This is a genomic window from Stenotrophomonas sp. S4 (genome assembly GCF_054187805.2).
Map to the genome: position 1 here is coordinate 2,418,709 of NZ_CM196188.1, position 12,872 is coordinate 2,431,580.

The following is a 12,872-nucleotide window of genomic DNA, read 5'->3' on the forward strand; positions in this document are numbered from 1 at the left end:
CAACCAGCGGCACCTGTGCCGTTGGTTGTAGGCAGCCACAATCGGCCGCAACAGCGCGGACTGAGCCGCTTAACATCCTGGACCCGCCGACGTCGGCAGGCGCCCACGGATAGTCGTGCTGGGCGGAGTCAGGCACTTCTGCACCTGCTCAGTCATTCCGGTGAGTAGAGCGCGCCATCCCAGCCGTCAAGGTACTTCGGCAGCTCATCCAGAACATCAACCACCCGCTGGCGATAGTAGAGGTGCATTGTGGGAGACCACGCCAGATGCGAATCCCCTTCGCCGCCGCGGTGGAGCATCGCATTGGGAACAACGTGCATACCCAGCCGGTTGGTACCAAACACAACCTCACCGCAATGGGCACAGAACGCCTTCTTCAACTGCTTTTCGGGATGACTGAACGTCCGCACTTCGGAGGCTTCCATCTGGACGGAGGCGGTCTCCCATGCCGTTGCGGAGAACATCGCCACACCGTAGAAGTCCCTGCAGGATGCGCAGTGGCAGTTGGCGCGCGCTACCGGTTGCCCGTGCAGATCCATGGCAACCTTCCCACACAGACACGCTACTCGAATCGACATGATGGGCCAGCAAGGAGTGGACGACTCCGGATTGTACTGTTCCGACCAGTCGAAGTACCGGCATCGGCATGCCGAACAGCGCCATCCAACGGAGCGGGACCCTTCACCGTATTCGCCCCCACCAATGCAGCCTTCAACAAGCTTCCCCCGGGCACGGTTGACACCCTTGTAAAGCCGGAAAACAAGGCGCAGCTGACCAGGGTCCTGACCTATCACGTGGTCCCGGGCAACTTCAGCTCGGCCCAACTCATCGCAGACGCCAGGAAGCACGGCGGAAAGGCCACCCTGAAGACGGTCCAGGGCGAACCGCTTACCGTGACGCTTCATGACGGCAAGCTGTGGGTTGTGGATGCCAAGGGCGGCAAGGCCGGGATCAGCATCGCCGATGTTGGTCAGTCCAACGGCGTTATCCACGTCATCGACACCGTGCTGATGCCGAAGTAGCCGTGTCCGGCGCGGGACATCACAACACTGCCCCGCGTCGGAGTCTGGGCCACCCGGAGAACGCCGAACGACGGCTACCCCAGGCGGCTAGAAGGCCACCTGCAGGCGGGTATTGAAGGTGGTGCCTTCGTCCCTACCCTCTCCGGCGCCGTTGCGGTTGCGCGCCTGCCAGCGGACCGCCTCGAACATCACCCGGCTGAAGTCGTTGAGGTACCAGTTCGCCCCCAGCGTCCACGCGTAGCCAGTACTGCCACTGGGCAGCTCGGCGTAGTCCACGTCCTCGTAGCGGCCCTTCAGCTCCCATGCGCCGCCGCCGCCGCGCGTCACTGGATCGGCGACCTTCACCTTCCCCCAGGTACCGGTCTTGCCCGCGTAGGACGGTTGCGCGCCCGCCAGGAACCAGCCGGCCGAGATCGCCCACGCTTCGTGATCGCGGTCATAGCGACCGCTGGCATCGCTGCCCCGCAGGCTGCGCGTACCCCATTCGCCAGTGGCCCATGCAGGGCCGAAGAAGCCCGCCAGTTCCACGCCGTAGGCGGTGCTGCGCTCGGCGCCCAGGAGCGTGCCTGGCGTGATCTTGACCAGATCGTTGAAATGCCCCGCAATGGCCGAACTGCGCACCACGCCGTTGGCCCCAGCGGGGATCTTCTCGTGGAAGGCCCATGCGCCCAGATGCACTGTAGCGCCCGAGGTGTCCAGCGGATTCCAATGGACGCGCGTGGCCCAGGTCTGGCTGTCGTTGTCGGTGCCCGCGTTGTTGAGATCGTTGCCGGCCACCGACAGGCTGGCATGCCAGCCCTTTCCATACACTCGCTCGGTGAGCCCGACACCAAACAGGCCGCGCTGCGGCAGCAGCAGCGTGCCGACCACGTTGCGTTCCTGGAACGGCGTGTTGGAGGTGCTGCTTGAGCCATCGATACCGCGATCGTTCAAGCGGTTGCCGACCGTGAGGTCGGCCGGCACGCCGAACAGCGTGTGGTCCAGCGTGGCATAGACCGACTTCCACGCCACCGCGTTGTCGGCGAAGTCGCCCTCCACCACCCAGCCCAGGGTGCCGTAGCGCCCCTCGGCCCCGAGGCGCACCGAACGGATTTCGGTACCCGAAACGTTGCGGCCAGCGACCGCCGAACCGTCGGTGCTGGAGGCATCGACGAACAGGCGGCCGCGGGGACGGAACACCGTAGTGCCGTCGGCACTGCTGAACTCCGGTGCACCTTTGACCCAGGAGACCTTCGGCAGCTTGGAATGGCTGGACTCCAGTGCGGCCACCCGCGTCTCCAGTGCAGGCGCGGGCGGCGTGGGCGGTGCGGCCGCACTGCCCTGCCCGCCCTCCACGGCGCGGAGGCGGGCTTCCAGCTGCTGGATCTGCAGCGCCTGCTGCTGCACCAGGCGTGACAGCTCGGCCTGGCTCAGCGGCGCGGGAAGCGAGGACGTGGATTGTGCGTCGGCATGGCCGCTGGCCAACAGCAGGCCGAGCGCGACCGACAGCGCTGCCATCGGCAGCACGGTGGGAGGGTTCATGGGCTCTCTCCGGCCAGCCGGCCCCCTGGCCTGGCGCTGGCCCGTTGCGGTGGTGCGGGGGAAGATCAGGAGGATGCGGCGCCGCCGGGTCGGCCCGGCGGCGCGTCAGGCGGGCTCAGCCCAACCCGGTCAGCTGGTGGCCTGTGCCTGGGCGTTGGGGCGCCATGTGATCAGCTTGTTCTCGACCACGTCCAGCAGGGCGTCGATGACCAGCACGAAGGCGGCCAGGATGATGATGCCGGCGAATACACCCACAGCGTTGAAGTTGCCTTCTGCCTGCGCGATCAGGTAGCCCAGGCCCGCCGAGGCGCCGAGGTACTCACCGATGATCGCGCCGACCACCGCGAAGCCGACCGAGGTACGCAGCGACGAAAGGATCCAGCTCGCCGCTGCCGGGAAGTAGACGTGGCGCAGCAGGTCGCTACGGCTCGCCCCCAGGATGCGGGCATTGGCCAGCACCACCGGGTTCACCTCACGCACGCCCTGCATGGCGTTGAAGAACGTGGTGAAGAACACCAGCGTGACCGCCAGCGCCACCTTCGACCACAGCCCCAGTCCCAGCCACAGCCCGAAGATCGGCGCCAGCACCACGCGCGGAATCGCGTTGAAGCCCTTGATGAAGGGATCCAGGATGCGCGCCGAGCGTCGGCTCAGGCCCAACCACACGCCGCCAGCCACACCCAGGCCAGTGCCGATGATGTAGCCCAGCGCGGTTTCGGTCAGCGTGATGTACACGTGCTGGTAGAACGAGGTATCCGACAGCCAGGTCCAGGCCTGCTGCACGATCGCTGTCGGCGACGGGAAGAAGAACGGGTCGATCACGCCCAGCGCGATGCCGCCTTCCCAGCCACCGAACACGGCGACCACCAGGGCCAGCTGGATGAACTTGTCAGTCTTGGCGTGCATAGCTCTTCTCCACTTCGCCGCGCAGGCAGGCCCAGATATCGCGGTACAGGTCGGTGAAACGGTCATCCAGCTTGATTTCGGCCACATTGCGCGGCCGTTCCAGATCCACATCGAAACTGCGCACGACCCGGCTGGCCGGGCCGGAGGACAGTACGACCACGCGGTCACCGAGGGCGATCGCTTCTTCAAGGTCGTGGGTGATCAGGATCACCGAGCGCCGGTCTTCCTGCCACAACCGCAGCAGTTCGTTCTGCATGAGGTGGCGGGTATGGATGTCCAGCGCCGAGAACGGCTCATCCATGAGGATCACCTTCGGCTCAACGATCAGCGCCTGCGCCATCTGCACGCGCTTGCGCTGGCCACCGGACAACTGGTGCGGATAGCGATGCTCGAAGCCCGCCAGGCCGACCTTGGCCAGCCACGCATTGGCCTTGGCCTTGCGCTCTGCTTCGGGCACGCCACGGAAGCGCAGGCCGAGCTCGACGTTCTGGAATGCGGTCTTCCACGGTAGCAGTGCATCCTGCTGGAACAGGTAACCCACCGATTCCTGCACGCCGCTGACCGTACGGCCGTCGATCTTGACCTGTCCGGAAGACGGCTTCAGCAGGCCCGCCACGGAATTGAGGATGGTGCTCTTGCCACAGCCTGTAGGGCCGACGATGGCGAGGAACTCGCCGTCACCCACCTGGATGTCGACATCGCGTACGGCGGTGAATTCGCCGAAGGACATGGTCACCTTGTCGATGGCGACCATGGTCTGTGCAGGCTCCAGCTGCGGTGCGCCATTGAGCTGGCGCACGGTGGCATTGAGGGCCATGGGGTTACCTCCGCTTACGGTTGGGCAGCCGGCGTCGCAGCGTTGGCACGCTCGACGAAGGCATTGGTGTAGGTCCTGGACAGATCGATGTTGGCCTTGGCCACATCCGTGTTGAACTCGCGCAGCACCTTCAACGGCGTTTCCAGGTCGGCCGGCGTGAAGTGACCGTCGCGGGTGAAGATCGCGCGGGCGTTCTCCACTGCGCGCGCATAAGTGGCACGGTCGCCAGAGACGTAGCTGTCCGGCAGCGCCGCCACGATCTCTTCGGCACTGTTGTCGGCGATGAACTTCAAGGCCATCTGCTCGGCGCGGGCGATCTTCTCGGCCGCTTCGGGACGCTTTTCCAGGAAGCTCTGGTTGGCATACATCACCGAGGTCGGGTACATGCCGCCATAGACCTGGCGGGCGCCGTCGTCGCTGCGCGCGTCGAGCAGGATCCTGCCGACCTTGCGTTCGGTGATCAGGGTGGCGGCCGGGTCGTAGTTGACCAGCAGGTCGATCTTGCCCTGCTCGAGCGCGGCCACCGCTGCGGCGCCCGAGCCGACGCCGATCAGCGAGATGCTGTCGACCGGAATAGCGTGTTGTGCCAGGAAATGGCGAACGAAGAAGTCCGATGAAGAGCCGGGGGCGGTGATGCCCACCTTCTGGCCTTTGATGGTCTCCGGGCGTGCTGGATCGAAGGTGGCGTCCTCGCGCCCCGCCATCACCAGGCCGGAGTTGCGCGAGAGCAGCACGAAGGCAACCACGTCCTTGCCTTTGGCCTGCATCTGGATGGTGTGGTCGTAGAAGCCCACCGCCACGTCGGTGGAGTTGGCCACCAGTGCCTGCAGCACCTTGGAGCCACCCTGGGCGAAGTTCTCGGTCTTCACGTCGAGGCCGACGTCCTTGAAATAGCCCTTGGCGTGGGCAATGAAGAACGGCAGGTTGTTGAGGTTGTAGGAGCCGACGCTGATGCGCACCGGTGCGGTGTCAGCGCTGCCTGTGGCCGTACCTTCGGCGCGGCCGCTGTTGCTGCACCCGGCCGCGGCCAGGCCGGCCGCGCACAGCGCGGCCATCAGGAACTGCTTGTACATCATCCCTCCCAGGAGTGAAGCATCTACGTTGTGGTGGCGGGCAGGCACGCCTGTGCCGACCCGGCCGGTTTCAGATCATGCCGCTGACGTCCATTGGCGGTCTTGGGTGGTACTGGCCCGGGCGGGCGCGGGCGAGGTTGCATATACCCGGCCGTCGAACAGGCGGCGCGCGGTGCGGACCACGCTGGCAATCACCGGCGCATCGCCCGAACTGCGACTGAGGCCCACCTCCAGGGCCCCGCTCGGATGTTCGAGGGTAATGCGGCCGGGAACGGACAGGCATCCGACCAAAGTGTGGGCCAGCGTGCCCGGCGTGACGGCGGCGGTGGCCAGGCCGACGGCGCCGGTGATCGCCAGTGCGGTGTGGCATTGGTGCGGCATGAAGTAGCGCACCTGCAGATCGCCGCCGTGTTGCGGCGCCGACAGCAGCACCGGCTTGGGGATAACCTTGTTGCCGGCGTCGGCAATGCCCATGCGGGCGCCCGCCTCGATGCGCAGCGCTTCCAGCCGGCGCATGAACGCGGCGTCCGCGTTCAGTTCGGCGGGCGAGGCATCCCCGTGCACGCCCAGGTCTTCGGCACGCACCAGCATCATCGGCATGGCACAGTCCACCAGGCTGACCGGCACGCCATTGATGGTTTCCTGCGCGTGGCCACTGGGCAGCAGCTTGCCGGTGCGGGCACCTGCGGCATCAAGGAAGGAGAGCCTGACCGGCGCGGCCGAGCCCGGCGCGCCGGCAATGCGCGTATCACCGCGGTAGACCACATGGCCGCCCGGCGTTTCCACCGTGGCGATGATCAGCTTGCCGGTGTTGACGTTGTGGATGCGCACTTCAGTCTGCGGATCCTGCGCCTGCACCAGCCCACGCTCGATGGCATACGGGCCCACGGCCGCCAGCATGTTGCCGCAGTTGGGCGAGGTATCCACCACCTGCTGCTCCACCCGTACTTGGGCGAACAGGTAATCCACGTCGGCGTCCGCCCTGCTCGAACGGTCGATGATCGCCACCTTGCTGGTCAGCGCGTTGCCACCGCCGATGCCGTCGATCTGCAGCGGATGGCCCGAGCCCATCACTTCCAGCAGCAGGCGATCGCGTTCAGCGATGTCCATAGGAAGGTCGCTGGCCAGGAAGAACGGGCCTTTGGAGGTGCCACCGCGCATGAGTACGCAGGGAATGCTGAGCAGATCGTTGGACATACGTGTGCTAGATTGATGCGTATAGGAGATGAATGACCCCTCTGTGATTCGATACTGGCATGGCCTCAATTGATCTGTGAATTGCTGATTTTTGGATGATTGATACCCAATGAGCATCAATTGCGAAATCCTGGATCTACGCGCCTTCCTGCTGGTCTCGGAGACGCGCAGCTTCCATCGCGCCGCGGAAATCCTGCACGTCTCCCAGCCGGCGCTCAGCCGACGGATACAGAAACTGGAGCAGGCCGTGGGTTCGCCATTGCTGGAGCGCACCACGCGCAGCGTCAGCACCACCGCTGTCGGCGAGAACCTGCTGCCATTGGTGCGCCGCATGCTGGAGGAATTCGATGGCTCGCTTTTCTCACTGCGCGGCCGGGAGGACACCCGCGGCGCCACCGTCACCATCGCGTGCCTGCCGACGGCGGCGTTCTATTTCCTGCCCAGCGTGATGGCGCGTTTCCACGAAGCGCACCCGAACGTGCGCTTCCGCATCCTGGATATCCCGGCCACGGAGGGTCTGCAGGCAGTGGAGCGTGGCGAAGTCGAGTTCGGCATCAACTTCATGGGCGCCAACGATCCGAATCTCGATTTCGACGTGCTGGCCGAGGACCCCTTCGTCCTCGCCTGCCGGCGCGATCATCCGCTGGCCCGCAAGCGCAAAGTGGAATGGGCTGATCTGGCCGAGCACCAGCTGATCACCGTGCATCGCACCAGCGGCAACCGCACGCTGCTGGACGGCGCGCTGGCGCGCGAGAACCTCAAACTGAGCTGGCACTACGAAGTGACGCACCTGTCGACGTCACTGGGCATGGTCGAGGCTGGTATCGGCGTGTCGGTGCTACCGAAGATGGCCACGCCGGACGGGGATCACCCCACCCTGGTGACACGCGCGATCGGCAACCCGGTAGTGTCGCGCACGATCGGCATCGTCCGCCGACGGGGCGCCCTGCTCTCGCCCACGGCCGAGCGATTTCTTCAGATGCTGATGAGCCAGTGGCGCGGGGAGGTATGAGCAAGCGCGCGTCTCACGCACCTGTGCTGTCCGAACCCCAGCCAAGCATGTCTCGGCAGAGGCGCGCGACGTCAATGCCATCGCGGCGCTTCAGTCTGCGTATCCGAAGATGTCGAGGGTGAGCAGGTCCTGCCCGTTCTCGACCGGATACTTGTTCCGGCGCGCTGGGCGCTGACGGGGCCGCCTTTCATCACGAAACAGCGAAGATCGACGCAATACCTGCGAGCGATCCCACAGCCACCCACGAGAGCGTGGCGAAGGCAGTCAACAGCACCTTCCGGTGGACGACCTGCGCTTGGTTCTGGGGTTCCGGTCGCCGCGCATAGGGCCTGGAGAAACCGAGGAGTTCGCCGGTGACTGTCAGCGCCCCCATCAGGATCAGTGCGGTCACGCAGAAGCCGAAAACGGAGCCAATGAGGGCCAGATGCTGGGTTTCGCCGATAGCCGGCTGAGTCACGGCCAGAGCCTCCACCAGTTGCCCCGTCCACCGTGCGGGCAGCCAGGCCAGGGCTGCGACGATGCCGAAGTGACTGGCCACGTTGATCCAGAACCAGGATGTGGGCTTCATGACGTGAGCGTTTCCGATGATGGCCAGTGGCGGGCATCGTGATGCCTGCTCCAGCCCCGCACAACCCTGCATGGCGGAGCCGGCCAGCGGCCGGCACTACCCGGGCGATCAGCCTGCGGTTTCGAGCCCCTTGCCTGCCGCACCCATCCGCAGCGAGGCCAGGTACCGGCAGTACTTGCCGACGAAGATGCCGGTGAATCCGCCCGCCAACAGCAGGTAGGCGGCACTGAAGCCAGCATTGGCGGTCAGCGACGGCGACACCGCAAATGCGACTTCGAAGCCGTACTTCACCAAGAAGGTGACCAGCAGCAGCGGCAGCAGGCTGAAGTCCGCGTTGCGCCAGAGCTTGCCGGTGCAGCTGTCCAGCGTCAGCTTCAGCCGATTCAGCAGCAGCCAGCCCAGTGCGGCACCCGCAGTGATGCCGGCCAGCCATTCACCCCAGGCGCTCAGCGACGTGCCGAAGCGATGGCTGATCGACCACGCACCCCATACGGCGAACAGGGCGGGCACGATCGCCAGCTTCTGCAGCGAGGTCTCCCCCGGCTTCATGGCGGCGATGCCGCGGGTGATCAGGAAGGCCAGGAGCAGCCAGACCCAGATCGGCGTCTGCGCGGCGAGTTGCTGGAGCATGTTCATGAGCGGTCCCCTTGGTGAGTGGTGGCTGAGTGGTGGCGAGGTGCCCTCGCCTTGGCGCTCACTATTCGCGTCCGCCCGGGTTGCAGCCAGTGACAGCTGTCAGCCATCGCGGATTACGGGGGCGTTGCGCGCCCTCCCCTCACCCCGGCGGGCACACACCGTTAACGGCCCGGCCCTATGCTGGGGGCCTCATTGGAGACCTGCCAGGTACCAACCATGACGAAGCTGCATACCCTGATGCTGACCGGCGGCCTGCTTGCGCTGAGCCCTTTGGCCTTGGCCGAGACCGTGAACCTGACCAACAGCGCCGAGGGCGCCAACCGCGATGCCGGCATCACTGCGGTCAAGAAGAAGCTGCAGGACGAGTGCACCGAGCGCAAGGGCTCGCCCGATGCCGCCTCGTTCGAGGTGGTCTTCGAGAAGACCAGCCCGAACCCGAACGTACCCAAGCCGTACTACGTGGACGGCAGGATGAAGTGCGAACTGCCGGGCTGACAGGCCCGGCAGCACAGCCATCGATACGGATCAGCGGCCGGAGCCGCGAACGCGCCGCTGGTACTGCGCGATCCACTCCAGCGATGGCGCAATTCCGCCGAACGGGAAGAAATGCGGGCTGATCGGGCCATGGGCGCCCGTCAGCCCCTTCACCAGGCAATCGACGAACACCTCCGGCCCCGCCGTGCCGAGCAGCCGGCCGATCGAGATGCCATACCTGGCCAGCATCGATGCACTGGCACCCACGCCGCACATCGCGGCGTAGCGCAGCAGCCGGGTGATGCTGGCCGGCCCCGGCACGCCGACTAGCACCGGAACCGAGATGTCACGCGCGCGCAATGCATCCAGCCAGGCCAGCACGGTATCGGCATCGAACGCGAACTGGGTGACGATCAAGGGGGCCATGCCGCGTGCTTCGATGGCCTGACATTTACGCCCAAGCACCTGCCAGCGGTCGTCAGCGCTCATCACCGGGTGGCCTTCCGGGTGCCCGCCGATACCAACGACCTTGATCCCGAAGTGCTCCAGAAGACCGGTCTGGATGATCGAAGCACTGTCGGCAAACGGCCCGGCGGGTGTGGCCAGGTCGCCCGCGACCAGCAGGCAGCGGGTGACGCCGGCTTCGCTGGCGGCGCGCTCCAGAAAGCGCTCAAGCGCTGCGTGCGAGCCGATGCGGCGGGCAGAGAGATGCGGCATCGGCTCGAAGCCGAGCTCGCGCACCATGCGCGCGGCAACCAAGCGTGCGTCGTCGTCCTCGCTGGCCAGCCAGGGAAGGGAGATGACCGTGCCGCGCGGTATGCGGGCCGCCTCGGCACGTAGTGCCGGCATGGCCTTCGCGCTGACTTCCAGTGAAAAGGCGTTGATGAAGGCGTCCGCCTGCGATGAGGTACCGGCCGGCATCAGCGCGCCTCGCGTGCATTGCCGGCAAGCGGCGAGCTGTTGCGGGCCAGTTCGATGAAGGCCTGCAGGTAGTCGATACCGGTATCGGCCTCGCGCGCACCCAGATAGATCTGCTTGGGGATGCCCTTGGCGCCCAGCCGTACGGGCACCACGTCCATGCGCGTGGCGTACTCCTCTACCAGCCAGCGCGGCATGGCAGCCACGCCGCGGCCGCTGGCCACCATCTGCATCATGATGTCGGTGGTTTCAATGGCCTTGTGGCGCCGCGGCGTGATGCCGGCCGGCAGCAGGAACTGGTTGTAGATATCCAGACGCTCGAACGGCACCGGGTAGCTGATCAGCACTTCCTGGCCGAGCTGGCGCGGCTTTACGTGATCCACCTTGGCCAGGGCGTGGTTGCTGGCCACCACCAGTACCTGCTCGTAGTCGAACACCGGGATGAACTTCAGGCCCGGCTTCAGCAGTGGATCGGGCGTGACCAGCAGGTCGATCTCGTAGCCGAACAATGCGCCGATGCCGCCGAACTGGAACTTCTGCTTGACGTCCACATCCACGTCCGGCCAGGCGGCCAGGTACGGCGAGACGATCTTCAGCAGCCACTGGTAGCACGGGTGGCACTCCATGCCGATGCGCAGCGCGCCACGCTCGCCCTGCGCGAACTGGCCCAGCCGCTCCTCGGCCAGGTCCAGCTGCGGCAGCACCCGGTTGGCGACCGCCAGCAGGTACTGCCCGGCCTGGGTAAGCCGCAGGCTGCGGCCTTCGCGCAGCCAGACATCGGTGCCGAGCTGCTGTTCCAGCTTTTTCATGCTGTGGCTGAGCGCCGACTGGGTCAGGTTGAGCACGCCGGCGGCCGCGGTGAGCGAGCCCTGCTGTTCGACCTGCTGCACGATGCTGAGGTGGATCCGTTCCAGCATGACGATGAATCTCATTCATGGATTGGTGAAGTAATACCATTTTACGTCATGGAAGGGCATGGCTAGGATCGGGTCATGCCTTCGGTTGCCTGACAGCCTGCTGATCCAGCCGGCCCGCAGGACTGCGCCCCCGCAGATTGCGCCGAAGCAGCCCCTCCCCTGCTGAAAGCGAACAGATGACCCGCCCCCTCCGTATCGTCGCCGTTTCCGGTGGACTGCAACGCCCCTCCCGGGCCGCCACCCTGGCCGAGCATCTGCTGGGCCTGATCGGCGAAGACGTCCATTGCGAGCAGCAGCTGATCGAGCTCGGTGAGCTTGCGCCACAGCTGGCCGGTGCGCTGTGGCGCTCGCAGCTGCCCGAGGCGGTCGAGCGGCAGTTGGTCGCTGTCGAACAGGCCGACGTACTGGTGGTGGCCACGCCGGTCTACCGCGGCTCCTACACCGGCCTGTTCAAGCACTTCTTCGATTTCATCGACCAGGATGCGCTGGTCGATACCCCGATCCTGCTGGCCGCCACCGGCGGCAGCGAGCGCCACGCGCTGGTGATCGACCATCAGCTGCGGCCGCTCTTCAGCTTCTTCCAGGCCCGCACCCTGCCCCTGGGCGTGTACGCAACCGATCGCGATTTCGCCGAGGGCCGCGTGCACAACGAGGCACTGATCCAACGTGCGCGACTGGCCGTGCAGCGGGCAATGCCCTTGCTTGCCCTGTCCCATCGCGCTGCGCCCGCCATCGCCGAGACCGCCGCAACTCTCTGAATACCGGATGCCAGCACCCTGCATTCGGATGCCACCCAGCAAACCGGAACGCCGCCCATGACGACCGACACCTTCACCTTCAGCATCACGCGCATCCCTTTCAACGAGGATTACCAGCCGGCCGAAGGCACGCGCATCACCACCAACTTCGCCAACCTGGCCCGTGGCGCATCGCGGCAGGAGAACCTGCGCAACACGATCAGCATGATCAACAACCGCTTCAACGACCTGGCGCATTGGGACAACCCGAGCGCGGACCGCTATGCGGTCGAGCTGGACATCATCTCGGTGGAGATGCACATCGACGGCGCCGACGGCAGCGATCCCTTCCCGTTGATCGAGGTGCTGCGGCCGACCATCGTCGACACGCAGACCGGCGTGCGCACCGAGGGCATCGTCGGCAACAACTTCTCGTCCTACGTGCGCGACTACGACTTCAGCGTGGTGCTGCCGGCCAGCAACGAGGGCAAGGCCACCTTCGGCATTCCGGAAGGCTTTGGCGACCTGCACGGCAAGCTGTTCCAGCACTTCCTGCGCTCGGACGCCTACCGCGCCAACTTCAGCAAGGGGCCGGTGATCTGCATCAGCGTTTCCAGCAGCAAGACCTACCACCGCACCGAGAACCATCACCCCATCCTGGGCGTGGAGTACCGCCAGGGTGAGTTCTCCCCCACCGACCAGTACTTCGACAAGATGGGCCTACAGGTGCGCTATTTCATGCCGCCGGGCAGCGTCGCGCCGCTGGCGTTCTACTTCCAGGGCGACCTGCTGGGCGATTACTCGAACCTGGAACTGATCGGCACCATCAGCACGATGGAAGCCTTCCAGAAGATCTACCGCCCGGAGATCTACAACGCCAATTCCGTGGCCGGCAAGGTCTACCAGCCCAGCCTGAAGCACCAGGACTACTCTTCCACCCGCATCGTCTACGACCGCGAAGAGCGCAGCCAGCTGGCGGTCAAGCAGGGCCGGTTCACCGAAGAACACTTCATCAAGCCGTACCGCGCCGTGCTTGAGCAGTGGGCCGCCCGCTGATCCATCGATTTTCCATTC

14 protein-coding genes and 1 pseudogene are annotated in these 12,872 nt (G+C 65.6%); 5 read left to right on the top strand and 10 right to left on the bottom strand.

Annotated elements, in window-relative coordinates:
• Positions 1-152: 152 nt before the first annotated feature.
• A complete protein-coding gene (locus ACUZUJ_RS11310; RefSeq protein ID WP_510468040.1) occupies positions 153-539 on the bottom strand; it encodes a GFA family protein in 387 nt (128 codons plus the stop codon).
• Between the two features lie 129 nt (positions 540-668).
• Here ACUZUJ_RS11310 and ACUZUJ_RS11315 point away from each other — a divergent pair.
• Positions 669-1,022 (top strand): annotated as a pseudogene (locus ACUZUJ_RS11315) (fasciclin domain-containing protein); the annotation flags it as partial.
• Positions 1,023-1,109: 87 nt separating this feature from the next.
• On the opposite strand, the gene ACUZUJ_RS11320 reads toward ACUZUJ_RS11315, so the two are convergent.
• The 5 genes from ACUZUJ_RS11320 to ACUZUJ_RS11340 form a co-directional block, all read right to left on the bottom strand.
• Positions 1,110-2,543: an OprO/OprP family phosphate-selective porin gene (locus ACUZUJ_RS11320; protein ID WP_101765500.1), complete on the bottom strand. Its 1,434-nt coding sequence runs from the start codon at positions 2,541-2,543 to the stop codon at positions 1,110-1,112.
• A gap of 129 nt (positions 2,544-2,672) precedes the next feature.
• Positions 2,673-3,449, bottom strand: a complete 777-nt coding sequence (locus ACUZUJ_RS11325; RefSeq protein WP_458220016.1) for an ABC transporter permease — start codon at positions 3,447-3,449, stop codon at positions 2,673-2,675.
• Entirely contained in the window at positions 3,433-4,266 is an 834-nt protein-coding gene (locus tag ACUZUJ_RS11330; RefSeq protein ID WP_049445162.1) for an ABC transporter ATP-binding protein, read from the bottom strand. The genes ACUZUJ_RS11325 and ACUZUJ_RS11330 overlap by 17 nt, the downstream gene beginning before the upstream one ends.
• Before the next feature lie 14 nt (positions 4,267-4,280).
• Complete coding sequence (locus ACUZUJ_RS11335; RefSeq protein ID WP_458220017.1) at positions 4,281-5,339, bottom strand: ABC transporter substrate-binding protein; 1,059 nt, start codon at positions 5,337-5,339, stop codon at positions 4,281-4,283.
• A 75-nt stretch (positions 5,340-5,414) separates the two neighbouring features.
• Positions 5,415-6,536: a 4-oxalomesaconate tautomerase gene (locus ACUZUJ_RS11340; protein WP_049445158.1), complete on the bottom strand. Its 1,122-nt coding sequence runs from the start codon at positions 6,534-6,536 to the stop codon at positions 5,415-5,417.
• 109 nt (positions 6,537-6,645) lie between these two features.
• Here ACUZUJ_RS11340 and ACUZUJ_RS11345 point away from each other — a divergent pair, with 109 nt between their 5' ends.
• Positions 6,646-7,548 (top strand): LysR family transcriptional regulator, encoded by a 903-nt coding sequence (locus ACUZUJ_RS11345; protein WP_049445157.1) that lies wholly within the window; start codon positions 6,646-6,648, stop codon positions 7,546-7,548.
• 190 nt (positions 7,549-7,738) lie between these two features.
• On the opposite strand, the gene ACUZUJ_RS11350 is transcribed toward ACUZUJ_RS11345, so the two are convergent.
• Positions 7,739-8,116 carry a hypothetical protein gene (locus tag ACUZUJ_RS11350; RefSeq protein WP_049445154.1) on the bottom strand — a complete coding sequence of 126 codons (378 nt, stop codon included), beginning with the start codon at positions 8,114-8,116 and terminating at the stop codon, positions 7,739-7,741.
• A gap of 108 nt (positions 8,117-8,224) precedes the next feature.
• A complete protein-coding gene (locus ACUZUJ_RS11355; protein WP_049445150.1) occupies positions 8,225-8,752 on the bottom strand; it encodes a DUF6622 family protein in 528 nt (175 codons plus the stop codon).
• 216 nt (positions 8,753-8,968) lie between these two features.
• Here ACUZUJ_RS11355 and ACUZUJ_RS11360 point away from each other — a divergent pair, with 216 nt between their 5' ends.
• Positions 8,969-9,247, top strand: coding sequence for a hypothetical protein (locus tag ACUZUJ_RS11360; protein WP_049445147.1), 279 nt, complete (start codon positions 8,969-8,971; stop codon positions 9,245-9,247).
• Between the two features lie 30 nt (positions 9,248-9,277).
• On the opposite strand, the gene ACUZUJ_RS11365 is transcribed toward ACUZUJ_RS11360, so the two are convergent.
• Positions 9,278-10,147: a methylenetetrahydrofolate reductase gene (locus ACUZUJ_RS11365; protein WP_049445144.1), complete on the bottom strand. Its 870-nt coding sequence runs from the start codon at positions 10,145-10,147 to the stop codon at positions 9,278-9,280.
• On the bottom strand, positions 10,147-11,061 hold the full coding sequence (locus ACUZUJ_RS11370) for a LysR family transcriptional regulator (protein ID WP_014647226.1): 915 nt from the start codon (positions 11,059-11,061) through the stop codon (positions 10,147-10,149). Before ACUZUJ_RS11370 ends, ACUZUJ_RS11365 begins: the two co-directional genes overlap by 1 nt.
• Positions 11,062-11,237: 176 nt before the next feature.
• Between ACUZUJ_RS11370 and msuE the strand changes: the two genes are divergently transcribed.
• Together msuE and ACUZUJ_RS11380 are read left to right on the top strand one after the other, a co-directional pair.
• Positions 11,238-11,819, top strand: a complete 582-nt coding sequence (gene msuE / locus ACUZUJ_RS11375; protein ID WP_049445141.1) for an FMN reductase — start codon at positions 11,238-11,240, stop codon at positions 11,817-11,819.
• A gap of 57 nt (positions 11,820-11,876) precedes the next feature.
• Positions 11,877-12,854: a DUF1852 domain-containing protein gene (locus ACUZUJ_RS11380; RefSeq protein WP_049445140.1), complete on the top strand. Its 978-nt coding sequence runs from the start codon at positions 11,877-11,879 to the stop codon at positions 12,852-12,854.
• Positions 12,855-12,872: the final 18 nt, after the last annotated feature.

Coding starts and splice junctions, on each gene's coding strand:
- ACUZUJ_RS11310 (WP_510468040.1), bottom strand. CDS start 539: ATGGATCTGCACGGGCAACCGGTAGCGCGCGCCAACTGCCACTGCGCA.
- ACUZUJ_RS11320 (WP_101765500.1), bottom strand. CDS start 2,543: ATGAACCCTCCCACCGTGCTGCCGATGGCAGCGCTGTCGGTCGCGCTC.
- ACUZUJ_RS11325 (WP_458220016.1), bottom strand. CDS start 3,449: ATGCACGCCAAGACTGACAAGTTCATCCAGCTGGCCCTGGTGGTCGCC.
- ACUZUJ_RS11330 (WP_049445162.1), bottom strand. CDS start 4,266: ATGGCCCTCAATGCCACCGTGCGCCAGCTCAATGGCGCACCGCAGCTG.
- ACUZUJ_RS11335 (WP_458220017.1), bottom strand. CDS start 5,339: ATGTACAAGCAGTTCCTGATGGCCGCGCTGTGCGCGGCCGGCCTGGCC.
- ACUZUJ_RS11340 (WP_049445158.1), bottom strand. CDS start 6,536: ATGTCCAACGATCTGCTCAGCATTCCCTGCGTACTCATGCGCGGTGGC.
- ACUZUJ_RS11345 (WP_049445157.1), top strand. CDS start 6,646: ATGAGCATCAATTGCGAAATCCTGGATCTACGCGCCTTCCTGCTGGTC.
- ACUZUJ_RS11350 (WP_049445154.1), bottom strand. CDS start 8,116: ATGAAGCCCACATCCTGGTTCTGGATCAACGTGGCCAGTCACTTCGGC.
- ACUZUJ_RS11355 (WP_049445150.1), bottom strand. CDS start 8,752: ATGAACATGCTCCAGCAACTCGCCGCGCAGACGCCGATCTGGGTCTGG.
- ACUZUJ_RS11360 (WP_049445147.1), top strand. CDS start 8,969: ATGACGAAGCTGCATACCCTGATGCTGACCGGCGGCCTGCTTGCGCTG.
- ACUZUJ_RS11365 (WP_049445144.1), bottom strand. CDS start 10,147: ATGCCGGCCGGTACCTCATCGCAGGCGGACGCCTTCATCAACGCCTTT.
- ACUZUJ_RS11370 (WP_014647226.1), bottom strand. CDS start 11,061: ATGCTGGAACGGATCCACCTCAGCATCGTGCAGCAGGTCGAACAGCAG.
- msuE (WP_049445141.1), top strand. CDS start 11,238: ATGACCCGCCCCCTCCGTATCGTCGCCGTTTCCGGTGGACTGCAACGC.
- ACUZUJ_RS11380 (WP_049445140.1), top strand. CDS start 11,877: ATGACGACCGACACCTTCACCTTCAGCATCACGCGCATCCCTTTCAAC.